General features: G+C 35.7%; 13 protein-coding genes. 10 read left to right on the forward strand and 3 right to left on the reverse strand.

Going from position 1 to position 17,065, the window contains the following annotated elements; genetic code table 11:
* Nucleotides 1-60: 60 nt before the first annotated feature.
* Together J7574_RS05430 and J7574_RS05435 are read right to left on the reverse strand one after the other, a co-directional pair.
* Nucleotides 61-1,482 carry an aldehyde dehydrogenase family protein gene (locus J7574_RS05430; protein ID WP_290965341.1) on the reverse strand — a complete coding sequence of 474 codons (1,422 nt, stop codon included), beginning with the start codon at nucleotides 1,480-1,482 and terminating at the stop codon, nucleotides 61-63.
* Between the two features lie 168 nt (nucleotides 1,483-1,650).
* The gene (locus J7574_RS05435; protein ID WP_290965344.1) at nucleotides 1,651-2,475 is read right to left on the reverse strand and encodes a universal stress protein; all 825 of its coding nucleotides are present in this window, start codon (nucleotides 2,473-2,475) and stop codon (nucleotides 1,651-1,653) included.
* A 174-nt stretch (nucleotides 2,476-2,649) separates the two neighbouring features.
* On the opposite strand from J7574_RS05435, the gene rimP reads away from it, so the two are divergent.
* The 4 genes from rimP (at nucleotide 2,650) to J7574_RS05455 (ending at nucleotide 7,984) form a co-directional block, all read left to right on the forward strand.
* Complete coding sequence (gene rimP, locus J7574_RS05440) at nucleotides 2,650-3,114, forward strand: ribosome assembly cofactor RimP (RefSeq protein ID WP_290965347.1); 465 nt, start codon at nucleotides 2,650-2,652, stop codon at nucleotides 3,112-3,114.
* A gap of 19 nt (nucleotides 3,115-3,133) precedes the next feature.
* Nucleotides 3,134-4,387 carry a transcription termination factor NusA gene (gene nusA / locus J7574_RS05445; RefSeq protein WP_125722262.1) on the forward strand — a complete coding sequence of 418 codons (1,254 nt, stop codon included), beginning with the start codon at nucleotides 3,134-3,136 and terminating at the stop codon, nucleotides 4,385-4,387.
* Between the two features lie 61 nt (nucleotides 4,388-4,448).
* Nucleotides 4,449-7,325 (forward strand): translation initiation factor IF-2, encoded by a 2,877-nt coding sequence (gene infB / locus J7574_RS05450; RefSeq protein WP_290965352.1) that lies wholly within the window; start codon nucleotides 4,449-4,451, stop codon nucleotides 7,323-7,325.
* A 149-nt stretch (nucleotides 7,326-7,474) separates the two neighbouring features.
* Entirely contained in the window at nucleotides 7,475-7,984 is a 510-nt protein-coding gene (locus J7574_RS05455) for a DUF4920 domain-containing protein (RefSeq protein WP_290965355.1), read from the forward strand.
* A gap of 110 nt (nucleotides 7,985-8,094) precedes the next feature.
* Here J7574_RS05455 and J7574_RS05460 read toward each other — a convergent pair whose 3' ends face one another.
* Nucleotides 8,095-8,484 carry an SPOR domain-containing protein gene (locus J7574_RS05460; RefSeq protein ID WP_111379241.1) on the reverse strand — a complete coding sequence of 130 codons (390 nt, stop codon included), beginning with the start codon at nucleotides 8,482-8,484 and terminating at the stop codon, nucleotides 8,095-8,097.
* A 220-nt stretch (nucleotides 8,485-8,704) separates the two neighbouring features.
* On the opposite strand from J7574_RS05460, the gene J7574_RS05465 reads away from it, so the two are divergent.
* Genes J7574_RS05465 through J7574_RS05490 form a run of 6 tightly spaced genes read left to right on the forward strand, consistent with a single transcriptional unit; the run spans nucleotide 8,705 to nucleotide 17,052 of the window.
* Nucleotides 8,705-10,039, forward strand: coding sequence for a c-type cytochrome (locus J7574_RS05465; protein WP_290965361.1), 1,335 nt, complete (start codon nucleotides 8,705-8,707; stop codon nucleotides 10,037-10,039).
* Nucleotides 10,040-10,071: 32 nt separating this feature from the next.
* Entirely contained in the window at nucleotides 10,072-13,122 is a 3,051-nt protein-coding gene (locus tag J7574_RS05470; RefSeq protein ID WP_290965364.1) for a TAT-variant-translocated molybdopterin oxidoreductase, read from the forward strand.
* A 33-nt stretch (nucleotides 13,123-13,155) separates the two neighbouring features.
* Nucleotides 13,156-14,559 (forward strand): NrfD/PsrC family molybdoenzyme membrane anchor subunit, encoded by a 1,404-nt coding sequence (nrfD, locus tag J7574_RS05475; protein WP_035645274.1) that lies wholly within the window; start codon nucleotides 13,156-13,158, stop codon nucleotides 14,557-14,559.
* The gene (locus J7574_RS05480; RefSeq protein ID WP_008466841.1) at nucleotides 14,552-15,076 is read left to right on the forward strand and encodes a DUF3341 domain-containing protein; all 525 of its coding nucleotides are present in this window, start codon (nucleotides 14,552-14,554) and stop codon (nucleotides 15,074-15,076) included. The genes nrfD and J7574_RS05480 overlap by 8 nt, the downstream gene beginning before the upstream one ends.
* Before the next feature lie 8 nt (nucleotides 15,077-15,084).
* Nucleotides 15,085-15,630, forward strand: a complete 546-nt coding sequence (locus J7574_RS05485; protein WP_290965373.1) for a cytochrome c — start codon at nucleotides 15,085-15,087, stop codon at nucleotides 15,628-15,630.
* A 27-nt stretch (nucleotides 15,631-15,657) separates the two neighbouring features.
* On the forward strand, nucleotides 15,658-17,052 hold the full coding sequence (locus J7574_RS05490) for a quinol:cytochrome C oxidoreductase (protein ID WP_290965376.1): 1,395 nt from the start codon (nucleotides 15,658-15,660) through the stop codon (nucleotides 17,050-17,052).
* The last annotated feature ends 13 nt before the right edge of the window (nucleotides 17,053-17,065 follow it).

A 17,065-nucleotide genomic window follows, 5' to 3' on the forward strand; every position in this document is an offset into this window, starting at 1 on the left:
TGTAAAAATACTAAAAGATCTGGAAATCTTTGTGTTTGAAGATTTCCAGATTGTTGAAGATTATTTTTGTTGAATTAATGCTCTTGGTTCTAAGTAAGCTTCTAGTCCAATAGTTCCAAACTCGCGTCCGATTCCAGATTGTTTAAATCCACCAAAAGGAGCCATTGGATCGTGACCGATTCCGTTTATCTGAACACGTCCTGCGTTAAGTTGTGAAGCTACGGCATGAGCTCTTTTTTCGTCTGATGAACTTACGTAGGCTTGTAGTCCGTAAGTGGTGTCATTGGCGATTTCAATAGCTTCTTCTTCGGTTTTATAAGTGATAACAGATAAAACAGGACCAAATATTTCCTCTCTTGCAATACGCATTTGATTGGTTGCATTGATGAAAACAGTTGGTTTAACGAAATTTCCATTTTCTAACCCTTCCGGTTTGCCTAATCCGCCAATCAGTATTTCTGCTCCTTCGTTAATTCCGATCTGGATATAATCCTGAACACGGTTATATTGTTTGGTGCTTACCATTGGTCCTACGGCAGTGCTTGGGTTTTTTGGATCGCCAACTGCAATATGCGAAACGATTTCTTTAATTAACAGTTTCGTTCCCTCTAATTTGCTTTCTGGAATTAATAATCTAGTTCCGGCAATACACGCTTGTCCGCTATTCATAAATGCTGCGCCTATGGCAAGCGGAATAGCTTTTGAGAAATCGGCATCATCAAGAATGATGTTTGGGGACTTTCCACCAAGTTCTAGCGTAACTCGTTTCATGGTGTTGACTGCTTCTTTTGCGATGATTTTTCCAACATTCGTAGATCCGGTAAAAGATATTTTTGCAATATCTGGATTTCGGCTTATTTCGGCGCCAACAACTTCTCCTAATCCGTTTACGATATTTACTATGCCTTTTGGAAGTTGCGCGTCATGTAAGCATTCCATCATCAATTGCGTTTGCTGTGCGCTCATCTCGCTTGGCTTGATTACGGTTGTACATCCTGCTGCAATTGCTGTAGATAGTTTGCTGCAAATAAAACCGTTACTTGAGTTCCAAGGAATAATAATTCCGACAACTCCAATTGGAGCCATTTGAACTTCAGATTCTCCCATAGTTTTGATAAAGCTATAATTATTAAGAAGGTTAATGGCTGAATCAAAACTTTTCAGCATATAATCATAGCTTACACTTGCAAATTGAAATGTTCCTCCGTATTCTTCGGTCATTATATTAATAAAGTCGCTTTTTCTTTTTTCAACAGAAGATTTAATGTTTTTAAGGTATTGAATTCTTTCGGAAGCTGTAGTTTTTGAAAAAGTTTTAAAAGCATTTTTAGCGACTTTGATTGCGTTTTGAGTGTCTTCGGTATTTCCTAAACGAACTTTTCCTAGTTTTTCATTTGTTGTTGGGCTAATAAGGTCAAAATATTCTGTTCCTTGAGGAGTTACAAATTCGCCATTAATGTAAATTTTGTCTATTGTTTTCATGTTGTTTTTTTTAATGAATTTCTATTTGACAAATTTCTGCATTATATGTGTTGGCGACTTTGTTGAAAAGTTCAAGTGCGCTTTGTTGAAAGGCTCATTTTTTTTGTTGTTTTACAAAAAAAAGCTTCTCATTTGAGAAGCTTTGAAGAAAGTATTTTTAAATCGGTTTTAAATTTTCAAAGTGATAACGGGCTTAACGGCATGATTAACCAGTCCTTCGCTAATGCTTCCATTAAAGAAATGTGCGAAACCGGTTCTGCCATGCGTGCACATTCCAATTACATCTGCATTTATTTTGTTAGAAAAATTAATAATTCCTTTTTCGATGTTGGTGTCGTTGTAAATTTGAGTGGTATAATTGGTGATGTTAAATTCGGATACAAAATCGGCCATTGCTTTTTCGCTAACATGGGTTGGTTTGAAACTGTTGGGAGTGCAGATAGTAACTAAGTGTAATTTTGAATCGAATAGCTTGGTGAGATTTAAAAGTTTTTCAAATGGTTTTTTTGCTTCTTCTGAAAAATCAGAAGCAAAAACAATATCAGACGCATTAAAATTTGGAATACTTTTCTTGATGACTAAAACAGGAATTTCTGAGTTTCGAACTACTTTTTCGGTGTTAGATCCTATTAATAGTTCTTCTCCACCAGAAGAGCCATGAGATCCCATAATGATTAAGTCTACATCGTAATCTTTGCTTATTTGCGTAATTCCGTGTATGGGCTTATCCATTTTTACAATTTCAGTTACCGGAATTCCTTCTAGGTATTCTCTAGAAGCAACTTCGTCAAGTGTCTCATTTGCTTTTTTCATAAAAAGCATGGTTTCAGGAATGCTTGTTCCGCCTAATATGGCATCGTTTGATTGCTGTGGCAATTCGAGCATATGAAGAAGAATGAGTTCAGAATTGTTCTTTTTGGCAATCTGAGCAGCAACTTTTAGGGCGTCTTCTGCATGTTCTGAGAAGTCGGTAGGTACTAAAATTCGTTTCATGATTTTGAGGTTAAAAATTAGGAATAATTCTGTGTTTTAATGCTATTATAAAGATAAGAAATTATTTTAGAGCAATCAATTTATTTGATTTATAAAAAAAACACTATATTTGCACTGTTATTTATTAAAATCTAAATAATGAGGGGACTAAGTGTCCCCTCTTTTTATAAAATTATGACATTCAAAGAAAAAGTAAACGGATTAATTACGGAAGCTCTTCTGGAAAAACCATCAATCTTTTTGGTTGATCTGGCTGTTTCAGATTCTTTTAAAATTAGTGTTAGTTTAGACGGGGATAATGGAGTGGCGCTGCAAGACTGTATAGACATCAGTCGTGCAATCGAAAATAATCTGGATCGTGAAGAACAGGATTTTTCGCTTGAAGTAGCATCAGTTGGAGTAGGGACACCTCTGAAAATGGTAAGACAATACAAAAAAAATGTTGGTAGAACGTTGATTGTTACCACAAATACTGAAAAAATCGAAGCAGAATTGGTTGAAGCTAACGATGTTTTCATAATTTTGTCTTGGAAAGCAAGAGAACCGAAAAAAGTAGGAAAAGGAAAAGAAACAGTTCAAAAAGAGCAACAAATACCTTATACAGAAATTAAAGAGGCAGTTGTTACGGTAACATTTTAATTTTAATTAAAAAATTCGCATGGAAAATTTAGCATTAATCGATTCATTCTCAGAGTTTAAAGATAATAAACTTATTGATCGTGTAACGCTTATGGCAATTTTAGAGGACGTATTTAGAAATGCATTAAAGAAAAAATACGGTTCAGATGAAAATTTCGATATCATTATCAATCCTGATAAAGGTGATATGGAAATCTGGAGAAGAAGAGTAATTGTTGCCGATGAGGATCTTGATTTTGAAAATGAAGAAATTACATTGACTGAAGCAAGAAAAATTGAAGCGGATTTTGAAATTGGTGAAGAAGTTTCTGAAGAAGTAAAATTGATTGATTTAGGAAGAAGAGCTATCTTAGCGCTTCGTCAGAATCTAATATCTAAAATTCACGAACACGATAATACAAATCTTTACAAACAATTTAAAGATATTATCGGTGATATTTATACAGCTGAAGTACACCACGTGCGTCCAAGAGTAGTTATCTTAGTTGATGATGAAGGAAACGAGATTGTGCTTCCAAAAGAAAAACAAATTCCATCTGACTTTTTCCGTAAAGGAGATAATGTTCGTGGAATTATTGAAAGCGTTGAATTAAAAGGAAACAAACCTCAAATTATTATGTCTAGAACTTCAGAAAAGTTCTTAGAGAAATTGTTTGAGCAAGAAATCCCAGAAGTTTTCGACGGATTAATTACAGTAAAAAACGTAGTTCGTATTCCTGGTGAAAAAGCAAAAGTGGCTGTTGATTCTTACGATGATAGAATTGATCCAGTTGGAGCTTGTGTGGGAATGAAAGGTTCTCGTATTCACGGAATTGTTCGTGAGCTTGGAAATGAAAATATTGATGTAATCAACTATACAAACAATATTCAATTATTTATTACAAGAGCGTTAAGCCCTGCAAAAGTTTCTTCTATTAAAATTGATGAAGAAAGCAAAAGAGCTGAAGTATTCTTGAAATTAGAAGAGGTTTCTAAAGCAATTGGTAGAGGTGGTCATAACATTAAATTAGCAGGTCAATTGACAGGTTATGAGTTGGATGTTATCCGTGAAGGAGATGTCGCTGGAACAGTTGCAGATGAAGACGATGTTGAATTAACAGAGTTCTCAGATGAAATTGAAGAGTGGGTAATTGAAGAGTTTGCAAAAATAGGTTTGGATACTGCAAAAAGTATCTTAAAACACGACGTAGAAGATTTAGTAAGAAGAACAGACTTAGAAGAGGAAACAATTCTAGATGTTATGAAGATACTAAAAGAAGAGTTTGATAGCTAGCCAATAGCTGACCATCTGCTCTAACAACACACAACGAAAAAGGTAATAATAAAAAGGTTATATGTCTGAAGAGAGAGTAATAAGAATAAACAAGGTTTTAAGGGAGTTAAATATCTCGTTAGAAAGAGCTGTTGATTATCTAAAAGATAAGGGAATTGCCATTGATGCAAATCCAAATGCTAAAATTTCTGACAGTGAATTTAATATCCTACAAAGCCAATTTGCGGGCGATAAGGGGAATAAGGAAGCTTCTAAAGAGGTTGGAGAAGAAAAAAGAAAGGAAAAAGAAGCATTACGTGTAGAGCGTGAGAAAGAAATTGAAGACAAACGCAGACAAGAAGAAGAGCGTCAAAAACAGCAAGAAATAATTAAAGCAAGAGCGGTTGTTTCGGGTCCTGTACAAGTTGGTAAAATCGACTTGAATCCTAAAAAACCTGCCGTTACTCCTTCTGAGGAACCAGCTAAGGTTGAAGAACCAAAAGCTGTTGTTGCGCCTGCGCAACCAGAAAAACCTGTTCAAAACGAAACAGTGAAATCTGAACCAGTTGTTTTAACTCCTGTTTCTGAAACAAAAAAAGAAGAACCTATTATTACGGAGAAAAAAGAAGTTAAAGCAGAATCTAAAGTTGCTCAGGAGCCAATAGTGTCTACTGATCCAACAACTTCAGAGGAAACGATTACGACTCAATATCAAAAGCTTACAGGAACAACTCTTACAGGTCAGACAATTGATTTATCTCAATTTAATAAGCCTAAGAAAAAGAAAGAAGATCCTAAAGCGGCTCAGAATAAACCTGGAACTCCAGGAGTTGGTAATAATAACAATGCCAATAAAAATAAACGTAAAAGAATTGGTCCAAAACCAGGTACTCCTGGTACGCCAAAACCTGCTACAGGAAATGCGCCTGGAACACCAAATCAAAATAAGCCTGCTCAAAATAACAATAGCGGTGGTGGTTTTAATGCTAATCGAAGCCAAAGACCTGGTTTTGTAAAAGGAAACCGTCCTGCAATTGTGGCTAAAGTTGAGCCGACAGAAGAAGAAGTAAAAAACCAAATTAGAGAAACTCTTGAAAAGCTTCAAGGTAAAGGAGGTAAATCTAAAGCGGCTAAATATAGAAGAGATAAGAGAGAAACGCACCGTCAGAAATCTGATGATGAGCAAAGAGCTCTTGACGAAGGAAGTAAAACGATTAAAGTTACAGAATTCGTTACTGTGGGTGAAATTGCTATCATGATGGATGTGCCGATTACCAAAGTAATTGGAACTTGTATGTCTCTTGGTATCATGGTTACCATGAACCAACGTCTAGATGCGGAAACATTAACTATTGTAGCGGATGAATTTGGTTATGATGTTGAATTCATTACAGTAGATATTGAAGAAGCAATAGAAGTTGTAGAAGATAAAGAAGAAGATTTAGTAACAAGAGCGCCAATTGTGACTGTAATGGGACACGTTGACCACGGTAAAACATCTTTACTGGATTATATCCGTAAAGAAAATGTAATCGCTGGTGAGTCAGGAGGTATTACACAGCACATTGGAGCGTATGGAGTTACTTTAGATAACGGACAAAAAATAGCATTCTTAGATACTCCAGGTCACGAGGCGTTTACCGCGATGCGTGCACGTGGAGCTCAAGTTACAGATATTGCTATTATTGTGGTTGCGGCCGATGATGATATCATGCCGCAAACAAAAGAGGCAATTTCTCACGCACAAGCTGCAGGAGTGCCAATTATTTTTGCAATCAATAAAATTGATAAACCAAATGCTAATGTTGATAAAATTAAAGAGCGTTTGGCTGGTATGAATTTACTTGTTGAAGATTGGGGTGGAAAAATTCAGTCGCATGATATTTCTGCAAAAGTTGGAACAGGTGTTAAAGAATTGCTAGAGAAAGTTTTATTAGAAGCTGAAATCTTAGATCTAAAAGCAAATCCAAACAAAGCCGCTCAAGGTACTGTTGTTGAGGCTTACTTAGATAAAGGAAAAGGATATGTGTCTACAATTTTAGTACAGCAAGGTACTTTGAAAATTGGAGATTATATGTTGGCTGGAAAACACCACGGAAAAGTTAAAGCAATGCATGATGAAAGAGGGCACACAGTATTATCAGCTGGTCCTTCGACTCCAGTATCTGTTTTAGGTTTGGATGGAGCTCCAACTGCGGGTGATAAGTTCAATGTATTCGAAGACGAAAAAGAAGCAAAACAAATTGCATCAAAACGTTCTCAATTAATGCGTGAGCAGTCAGTTCGTACTCAAAGACATATTACACTTGATGAAATAGGACGTCGTATCGCTCTTGGTCAGTTTAAAGAATTAAACGTAATCCTTAAAGGAGACGTGGATGGTTCTGTTGAAGCATTATCAGATTCGTTCTCTAAACTTTCTACAGAAGAAGTTCAGATCAATATTATCCATAAAGGAGTTGGTGCAATTACAGAAACCGATGTTAACTTGGCTTCTGCATCAGATGCGATCATTATCGGATTTAACGTTCGTCCTGCAGGAAATGCGAGACAACTTGCAGATAAAGAAGAAATCGATATCCGTTATTACTCAATTATCTACGCTGCTATCGATGACTTAAAAGACGCGATGGAAGGAATGCTTGCTCCAGAAATGAAAGAAGAAGTTTTAGGAAATGCTGAAATTCGTGAGATATTCAAAATTTCTAAAGTGGGTTCAATTGCTGGATGTATGGTAACTGATGGTAAAATCTTAAGAACTTCTAAAATTAGAGTTATTAGAGATGGAGTTGTGGTTCATACAGGTGAGTTAGTTGCTTTAAAACGTTTCAAAGACGATGTGAAAGAAGTAACTAAAGGTTACGATTGCGGTATCCAGATAAAAGGATTTAATGATATCGAAATTAATGATGTTATCGAGGCTTACCACGAAGTAGCAATTAAAAAGAAATTGAAATAATTTTCGATTATATTATTTAAAAGTCCCAATGCAAATTGGGACTTTTTTATTGGTGTGATTATGAATTAAAATTAATGGGAAAAGTTATAGCGCAAATGTGTATTTTAGTTCAATCAAATTTTAGTGTGTCGAAATAAAAATAATGAAATATGAAAAAACGATTTTGCTCAATGATTTTATTTATGTGTTTTTCTGCTTTGTCTTTTGCTCAAGAAGCAGTAGAAAAACCAGCTCCGCCAGCAGGAAATGCTTTGGTTGGGGATTATTATGGAAATGATATTTCTAATGTTGTGGCAAGTAAGGCGATTTCTGTCGGAGTATTAGAAAAAGAGTTGAAAGCTGCTAATAAAATAGATGAAGTTGCTGTGAGAGGTGAGGTTACAGACGTTTGTCCGAAAAAAGGCTGTTGGGTTAGTGTTAAAACTGAAGATGGGGCGTCTTTCTTTGTTAAAATGAAAGATTATGCTTTTTTTGTTCCAACTGCGTTAAAGGGTAAAAATGTTGTTTTGGAGGGGAGTGTAGAACGAAAAATAACGTCTGTTGAGGAGTTGAAGCATTATGCAAAAGATGCTAAAAAAACAAAAGCGGAAATAGATGCTATCAAAGTTCCTAAAGAAGAAATACGTTTCTTAGCAAGTGGAATTAAAGTGGTAGACTAAAGTAGAAATTGGAATAATAGATGCTGATAAATCATGGTCTATTGTTTGTGAAAATTGTTAAAATAAACAAAAAAGCGAGATGGAAATCTCGCTTTTTTGTTTTGAATGGATTATTTACCAGGTTTAAGTAAAAAAACACTTTTGTATCTCTTTTTAATTTCCGCCAAATTTCTTTCAGCTTCGATCCTGGTTTTAAAATTTCCAACAATTACTTTGTAATTCGGAGTGCTGAAAATTATGGTTCCGTCAATGTTTGAATTTTCTCTTTTAAAATCCGATAGCGTTTTTTTTGCCTCGTCGCTTTTACCGCTAAAGATTTGGATTCTATAAGTATCGTTTGTATTTATTGACGTGTTAATTTTGCGTTTCTCATTCAGTAACTGCTCGAATTTAGGATCTTGATTCAATGTTAAATTTTGGTCTTGAGCATTAATATTGTGTGCGAAAGCAATCGTTGTAATTGTTAATAAAAGGCTTTTTGAAGGACTTAAAATTCTCATAATGTGATGGTTTTTATGCAAAAATACTATTTAAAGTTTGAGTGTAAAATTTTAATATTATTTAGAATTGATATAAATTGATAATTAAGACTATTTTAAGGTTTTGAGAATAGCTCATAAGTCGTATTTTTGTGCAAGTTTTAAAAGAGGGTATAGGTTTTTAGTGTATTTAGTACAGAAAAAATCATACCAAAAATTAGTAGACAATTATTTATACTATATGAAAAAGGTGGGTAACCATAATTCGATCTCAAGAAAATTACTGCTTGGCTTATCGCTAACGTTAATTTTCTCCCTAACTTCATTTGCTCAAGATGCTGCTGCTCCGGCGGCGCCTGAGGCTGCTGCGGCTGCTCCAGCTGCAGGAGGCGGTGATCCAGTAAAAGGGAAAGAACTTTTTAATGCAAATTGCGCTGCATGTCACAAATTAGATGCTAAATCAACTGGTCCTGCTTTAAGGGGAGTTGCTTCTAAGCATGATATGGCTTGGATTTACAAGTGGGTGCATAACAGTTCTGACGTAATTAAGTCAGGTGATCCTGTTGCTGTTAAACTTTTTGAGGAAAATAACAAAGCTGTTATGACTTCGTTTCCTCAATTGTCTGAAGGAGATATTGATAATATTATAGCTTATACTTCTGAGCCTAAGCCTGAGCCTGCTGCTGCAGCAGGAAATGCTGCTACGCCTCCTGGGACTAACGTAGAAAGTGGTGCTATTTCAAATAACATTATATTAGGAGCTCTTGCTCTTGTTATGGCTATTTTAGTTGTGATGTTGTTTATGGTAAACAAGGTTTTAACTAAAGTTGCAAACAAAAACGGTATTGAGGTTGCTCCAAAAGAAGCAAGACTACCAATCTGGAAAGCTTTTGCTAAAAATCAATTCTTGGTTTTGGTAACGTCAATCTTCTTGCTTTTGGCTAGTGGTTATTTTGTTTACGGATACTTAATGCAAGTAGGTGTAGATCAGAATTATGAACCAATTCAGCCAATTCACTACTCTCACAAAATTCACGCTGGTGATAACGAAATCAATTGTAAATATTGCCACTCTGCTGCTCGTGTAAGTAAAACAGCTGGTATTCCTTCATTGAATGTTTGTATGAACTGTCATAAAAACATCTCTGAGGTTGCTGAAACAACTGCTACTCCTGAGTACAGCAAAGCATTCTACGATGCTCAAATCCAAAAATTATATGATGCTGTTGGATGGGATAAGACTAAACAAGCTTATACTGGAAAAACAATGCCTGTAAAATGGGTTCGTATTCATAACTTACCTGACTTTGTTTACTTCAACCACTCTCAACACGTTTCTGTTGCAGGTATTGAATGTCAAACTTGTCACGGACCAGTACAAGAGTTTGAAATCATGAAGCAATACTCTAAATTAACAATGGGATGGTGTATTGATTGCCATAGAAAAACTGATGTTAAGATGGAAGGTAATGCTTACTATGACAAAATTCATGCTGAACTTTCTAAAAAATACGGTGTAGAGAAATTAACTGCAGCGCAAATGGGAGGTTTAGAGTGTGGTAAATGCCACTATTAATCGATTTATTAAGATTTTAATATATATATACAATGTCATCAAACAAAAAATACTGGAAAAGTGTTGAGGAGCTAGAAAATAGCTCTATTGTTGAGGCGCTTAGAAATAACGAGTTTGTTGAAGAAATTCCTACTGATGAGTTTTTAGGTAACGCTGAGGCTTTATCTACATCAGGGACTTCACGTCGTGACTTTTTAAAGTACGTAGGGTTTAGTACAGCGGCTGTAACATTAGCTGCTTGCGAAGGTCCTGTTCACAAGTCTATCCCTTATGTATTACAACCAGAACAAATCATTCCTGGTGTTGCAGATTACTATGCAACTACAGTTTTTGATGGATTTGATTTTGCTAATCTTTTGGTGAAAACTCGTGAGGGTCGTCCAATTAAAATTGAAAACAATACAATTGCAGGAGCTAAATTTTCTGCGAATGCTAGAATTCACGCTTCTATCTTAGGATTGTATGATAGCACTCGTTTGAAAGAGCCAAAAGTAGATGGTAAAAATTCTTCTTGGTCGGCTGTTGATTTGAAAATCAAATCGAGTTTAGCAGATGCTAAAGCAAAAGGTGGGCAAGTAGTATTGTTGACTAATACTTTAGCAAGTCCTTCTACAGAGAAATTAATTGCAGAGTTTATTGCAAAAAATCCTACTGCTAAGCACGTTGTATATGATGCAGTTTCATCATCTGAAGCTTTAGATGCTTTTGAAGCGGTTTATGGTCAAAGAGCTTTAGTTGATTACGATTTTTCAAAAGCTTCTTTAATCGTATCTGTTGGTGCTGATTTCTTAGGAGACTGGCAAGGTGGAGGATATGATGCAGGATATGCACAAGGACGTATTCCTCAAAACGGAAAAATGTCTCGTCACTTCCAATTCGAATCAAATATGACATTATCTGGAGCTGCTGCTGATAAGCGTGTTCCAGTAACTACAGCTGCTCAAAAGCAAGCTTTAGTTCAAATTTACAATATTATTGCAGGTGCTTCTGTTCCTGTAGCTTTAGATGAGAAAGTTAAAGCTGAAGTAGTTAAAGCTGCTCAACAACTTAAAGCTGCTGGTTCAAAAGGAGTTTTAGTATCTGGAATTGAAGATAAAAATGCTCAATTATTAGTTTTAGCTATTAACCAAGTATTGGCAAGCGAAGCTTTTAGTACTGCTGGAGCAAGACAGATTAGAAAAGGTTCTAATGCTGCAGTTGCACAGTTAATTAAAGACTTGAATGCAGGAAGTGTTCATACTTTAATTATGAGTGGAGTTAATCCTGTTTACACTTTAGCTGATTCAGCTTCTTTTGTATCTGGATTGAAAAAAGTTAAAACGTCTGTTGCTTTTTCATTAAAAGAAGACGAAACGGCATCAATTGTTTCAATTGCTGCACCAGCTCCTCACTACTTAGAATCTTGGGGAGATCTTGAACTTACTAGCGGAACTTATAGCTTAACTCAGCCAACAATCCGTCCTATCTTTAATACAAAACAATTTCAAGATGTTTTATTGTCAGTAAATGGTACAGCTGGTACTTTTTATGACTACTTAAAAGCAAATTCTGGAGCTTATACTGCAGGTGCTTCTTGGAATAAAGTATTACACGATGGTGTAGCTGTTGTAGGTGGTTCAGCATTATCTGGTGGCGCTATTGACGCTGCTACTGCTGCAAGTGCTGTTGCAAGTTCTAAAGCTGCTGGTGATTTTGAGTTAGTATTATATACTAAAACAGGATTAGGAGATGGACAGCATGCTAACAACCCTTGGTTGCAAGAGTTTCCAGATCCAATTACTAGAGTTTCTTGGGATAACTACGTTACAGTATCAAATGCTGATGCTAAAAAACTAGGTTTGACAAATGAAATCGTTGCAAACGGTGGTTTAAATGGTAGTTATGCTACTATCACGGTTGATGGAGTTAAATTAGAAAATGTTCCAGTTATCGTTCAGCCAGGACAAGCAGTTGGAACTGTAGGTTTAGCTCTTGGATACGGACGTAAAGCAGCTCTAAAAGAAGAAATGCAAGTAGGTTTAAATGCTTACGCTTTATATAAAGGTTTCAATAATGTTCAATCTGTTTCTATCGCTAAAGCTGGAGGAGTACATGAGTTTGCTTGTGTTCAAGGTCAGAAAACTTTAATGGGTAGAGGAGATATTATTAAAGAAACTACTTTAGAAATATTCAATACTAAAGATGCTGAACATTGGAATGAAAAACCAATGGTATCTTTAGATCACCAAGAAGTAGAGGCTACTACTGTAGATCTTTGGGAATCATTTGATCGTACAACTGGTCACCACTTCAACCTTTCAATTGATTTAAATGCTTGTACTGGATGTGGAGCTTGCGTTATCGCTTGTCACGCTGAAAACAACGTTCCTGTTGTAGGTAAAGCAGAGGTAAGAAGAAGCCGTGATATGCACTGGTTACGTATCGATAGATACTATTCTTCTGAAAGCACTTTTGAAGGTGATAATGAAAGAAAAGAAGGAATTGCTGGTTTATCTAGTTCATTATCTACATTTAATGAAATGGAAAAACCTGGAGATAATCCTCAAGTTGCATTCCAGCCTGTAATGTGTCAACACTGTAACCACGCACCTTGTGAAACAGTTTGTCCAGTTGCTGCAACTTCTCACGGTCGTGAAGGCCAAAACCATATGGCTTACAACAGATGTGTTGGTACTCGTTACTGTGCTAACAACTGTCCATATAAAGTACGTCGTTTTAACTGGTTCTTATACAACAAAAACAGCGAGTTCGATTATCACATGAACGATGATTTAGGCCGTATGGTATTAAATCCTGATGTTAACGTACGTTCTCGTGGTGTTATGGAGAAATGTTCTATGTGTATCCAAATGACACAAGCTACTAAATTAAAAGCTAAAAACGAAGGTCGTCCAGTTAGAGACGGTGAATTCCAAACAGCTTGTTCTAGTGCTTGTTCTTCAGGAGCGATGATATTTGGTGATGTAAATGATAAAGAAAGTAAAGTAGCTAAATTGGCTGCTGATGAAAGATCATACCACTTATTAGAGCATGTAGGTACAAAACCTAATGTGGTTTACCATGTTAAAGTTAGAAATACTTAGTAAATTATTAATTAAGAAACAATATAAAGGATTATGTCGTCTCACTACGAAGCACCCATTAGAAAACCTTTAGTTATAGGTGATAAATCTTATCACGATGTAACTGTAGATGTAGCTGCACCTGTTGAGGGGCCTGCAAACAAGCAATGGTGGATTGTATTTTCAATCGCATTAACAGCCTTCCTTTGGGGGTTAGGTTGTATAATTTACACCGTATCTACCGGTATCGGAACATGGGGATTAAATAAAACAGTTGGCTGGGCTTGGGATATTACTAACTTCGTTTGGTGGGTTGGTATTGGTCACGCCGGAACATTAATTTCTGCGGTATTATTACTTTTCCGTCAACGTTGGAGAATGGCCATCAACCGTTCTGCTGAAGCAATGACTATCTTCTCAGTAGTTCAAGCAGGTTTATTCCCAATCATTCACATGGGACGTCCATGGTTAGCATACTGGGTATTACCTATTCCAAACCAATTTGGATCTTTATGGGTAAACTTTAACTCACCATTACTTTGGGACGTATTCGCGATTTCAACGTATCTTTCAGTATCATTAGTATTCTGGTGGACTGGTTTATTGCCTGACTTCGCAATGCTTCGTGATAGAGCTATTACTCCATTTAATAAAAGAGTTTATTCTATCTTAAGTTTTGGATGGAGCGGTAGAGCAAAAGACTGGCAGCGTTTTGAAGAGGTATCTCTTGTATTAGCTGGTTTAGCTACTCCACTTGTACTTTCTGTACACACCATTGTATCTATGGACTTTGCTACTTCTGTAATTCCAGGATGGCATACAACAATTTTCCCTCCATACTTCGTTGCTGGAGCGGTTTTCTCTGGATTCGCGATGGTAAATACATTGTTGATCGTTATGAGAAAAGTATCTAATCTTGAAGCATACATCACATTACAGCATATTGAGTTAATGAACATCATTATCATGATTACTGGATCTATTGTTGGTGTTGCTTACATCACTGAGTTATTCGTAGCTTGGTATTCTGGTGTAGAGTATGAGCAATATGCATTCTTAAACAGAGCTACTGGACCTTACTGGTGGGCATATTGGTCGATGATGACATGTAACGTGTTCTCTCCTCAGTTCATGTGGTTCAAAAAACTAAGAACAAGTATCATGTTCTCATTCATTATTTCGATTGTTGTAAACATCGGTATGTGGTTTGAAAGATTCGTAATTATTGTTACTTCTTTACATAGAGATTACCTTCCATCTTCTTGGACAATGTTCTCACCAACATTTGTTGATATTGGAATTTTCATTGGAACAATTGGTTTCTTCTTCGTATTGTTTTTATTATACTCTAGAACATTCCCTGTAATTGCTCAGGCAGAGGTTAAAACGATTTTAAAAGGAACTGGAGATAACTACATTAGAGAAAGAGCAAATAGTAAAGATTCACATCATGAGTAATAAAGTAATATACGCCATTTATAATGACGATGACGTTTTGATGAATGCAGTAAAGAAAACTAGAGCTGCTCATCATCATATTGAAGAGGTTTTTACTCCATTCCCAGTTCACGGATTGGATAAAGCCATGGGTTTAGCACCAACAAGATTAGCGATATGTGCTTTTTTATATGGATGTGTTGGTATTTCTGTTGCAACAACTATGATGGGTTACATCATGATTCATGACTGGCCACAGGATATTGGAGGTAAACCAAGTTTTAGTTTTATCCAAAATATGCCATCTTTTGTGCCAATTATGTTTGAGATGACAGTATTTTTTGCAGCTCACTTAATGGTAATTACTTTCTATATGAGAAGTAGATTATGGCCTTTTAAAGAAGCTGAAAACCCAGATGTAAGAACAACTGATGACCACTTTTTAATGGAGGTTGCTGTAAATGATAACGAAGCTGAATTGGTTTCTTTCTTTGAAGGAACTGGAGCTGTTGAAGTTAAAGTAATAGAAAAGAATTAATTGTAGCTATGAAAAGGATATATAAAATAACACTTTTAGTTGGTATAACTATTTTAGTTTCATCTTGCCACAATAATTCGGCACCGAACTATCAGTATTTCCCAAATATGTATGAGTCTGTTGCTTACGAGCCATATTCAGAAGCAAAAATATTTAAGGGAGGAAAAGAAGGACAGCTTCCTGTTGCAGGAACTATCAATAGAGGTTTTGAACCTTATGAATATGAAAATTCAACTGCTGGTTATGAATTAGCAAAAGCTAATTTGAAATCGCCTTTGACTGAAGAAGAAAGAAATTCTGGAAAAGGTAAAGAACTTTTCGAAATTTACTGTATTAGCTGCCATGGTTCAGCTGGTAATGGTAAAGGTAAATTGGTTGAAAGAGAGAAATTTCTTGGAGTACCTAGCTATAAAGACAGAGAAATCACAGAAGGAAGTATCTTTCATGTTGAGACTTATGGTTTAAATGCAATGGGTTCACATGCAAATCAATTAAGTGCTCACGAACGTTGGTTAGTTGCTGACTATGTTCTGAAACTAAGAAGCCAATTATAATTGTTGAACAAACTGATCGTAATAGATATGTATACATTTTCAAGTAAATTAAAAACTTTTTCTATCATCTTAATGGCCGTTGGTTTATTAGGAATTGGGTATGGTTTTTTAAGTGCACCAAAAGATATTCAAGAAGTTGAAAAAATACTAGCTGCAGATGAACATGGTTCTCATGGTGCTGCACATGAAGAAAAAGCGGAGGCATCTCACAAAGAAGCAGGTCATCATGAGGCTGCTGAAGTTGCACATGACTCTCACAAAGGAGCTGAGCATGCAGAAGTTTCTGGTGCAAATGAGCACGAAAAACATTTAGAGCACGTATTACACCAATTGCAAAATAAGCCTTGGTCTGCTGTATATGTGGCTTGTATTTTCTTTTTACTGCTTTCAATGGGGGTTTTAGCTTTTTATGCTATCCAACAAGTTGCTCAAGCAGGTTGGTCTCCAGTTTTGTTTAGAGTTATGCAAGGTATAACAGCTTATTTACCGGCTGGTTCTATCATCTTTTTCATAATCTTAGTTTTATGTGGATTACACTTTAATCATATCTTTGTTTGGTTAGGTGAGGGTGTAACAGATCCTAAAAACGCTAATTATGATGCAATTATTGCTGGTAAATCAGGTTATTTAAACTTTCCTTTCTGGATTGTAAGAGCGGCTATCTTTTTATTAGGATGGAACTTGTATCGTTACTATTCAAGAAAAAACTGTTTAGCGCAGGATGAGGCAAATGACGATCTTTACTACAAAAAGAACTTCAAAGCTTCTGCTGGATTCTTAGTATTCTTCATCGTTTCTGAGTCTATCATGGCTTGGGATTGGATTATGTCTTTTGATCCACACTGGTTTAGTACTTTGTTTGCTTGGTATGTATTTGCTTCTTTCTTCGTAAGTGGTATTACTACTATTGCATTAGTAACGATTTATTTAAAATCAAAAGGATATTTAGAGTATGTAAATACAAGTCATATCCACGATTTAGCTAAATTCATGTTTGGTATTAGTGTATTCTGGACTTATTTATGGTTCTCTCAATTCATGTTGATTTGGTACGCTAACATTCCAGAAGAGGTAACTTATTTTGTAACAAGAATTCAATTATATAACCTTCCTTTCTTTGGAGCGGTTGTTATGAACTTTGTTTTCCCATTATTAATATTAATCAATACTGACTTCAAACGCCTTAGCTGGGTTATTGTTATGGCTGGTATTGTGATATTATTAGGTCATTATGTTGATTTCTTTAATATGATTATGCCGGGTACAGTTGGAGACAAATGGTTTATTGGAGTTCCTGAAATTGCATCGATTCTTTTCTTCTTAGGTTTATTTATATTTGTTGTATTTACTGCATTAACTAAATCTCCTTTGCTTGCAAAAAGAAATCCTTTCATCGAAGAAAGTAAACATTTTCATTATTAATATTTAAAGAAGT

Source organism: Flavobacterium sp. (genome assembly GCF_017744675.1).
Taxonomy (GTDB): domain Bacteria; phylum Bacteroidota; class Bacteroidia; order Flavobacteriales; family Flavobacteriaceae; genus Flavobacterium.

Bases quoted from the DNA above. Each gene is read 5' to 3' on its own strand.
- nusA (WP_125722262.1), top strand. From the start codon at position 3,134: ATGGAAAATTTAGCATTAATCGATTCATTCTCAGAGTTTAAAGATAAT.
- J7574_RS05490 (WP_290965376.1), top strand. From the start codon at position 15,658: ATGTATACATTTTCAAGTAAATTAAAAACTTTTTCTATCATCTTAATG.
- J7574_RS05455 (WP_290965355.1), top strand. From the start codon at position 7,475: ATGAAAAAACGATTTTGCTCAATGATTTTATTTATGTGTTTTTCTGCT.
- rimP (WP_290965347.1), top strand. From the start codon at position 2,650: ATGACATTCAAAGAAAAAGTAAACGGATTAATTACGGAAGCTCTTCTG.
- infB (WP_290965352.1), top strand. From the start codon at position 4,449: ATGTCTGAAGAGAGAGTAATAAGAATAAACAAGGTTTTAAGGGAGTTA.
- J7574_RS05470 (WP_290965364.1), top strand. From the start codon at position 10,072: ATGTCATCAAACAAAAAATACTGGAAAAGTGTTGAGGAGCTAGAAAAT.
- J7574_RS05460 (WP_111379241.1), bottom strand. From the start codon at position 8,484: ATGAGAATTTTAAGTCCTTCAAAAAGCCTTTTATTAACAATTACAACG.
- J7574_RS05430 (WP_290965341.1), bottom strand. From the start codon at position 1,482: ATGAAAACAATAGACAAAATTTACATTAATGGCGAATTTGTAACTCCT.
- J7574_RS05480 (WP_008466841.1), top strand. From the start codon at position 14,552: ATGAGTAATAAAGTAATATACGCCATTTATAATGACGATGACGTTTTG.
- J7574_RS05465 (WP_290965361.1), top strand. From the start codon at position 8,705: ATGAAAAAGGTGGGTAACCATAATTCGATCTCAAGAAAATTACTGCTT.
- nrfD (WP_035645274.1), top strand. From the start codon at position 13,156: ATGTCGTCTCACTACGAAGCACCCATTAGAAAACCTTTAGTTATAGGT.
- J7574_RS05435 (WP_290965344.1), bottom strand. From the start codon at position 2,475: ATGAAACGAATTTTAGTACCTACCGACTTCTCAGAACATGCAGAAGAC.
- J7574_RS05485 (WP_290965373.1), top strand. From the start codon at position 15,085: ATGAAAAGGATATATAAAATAACACTTTTAGTTGGTATAACTATTTTA.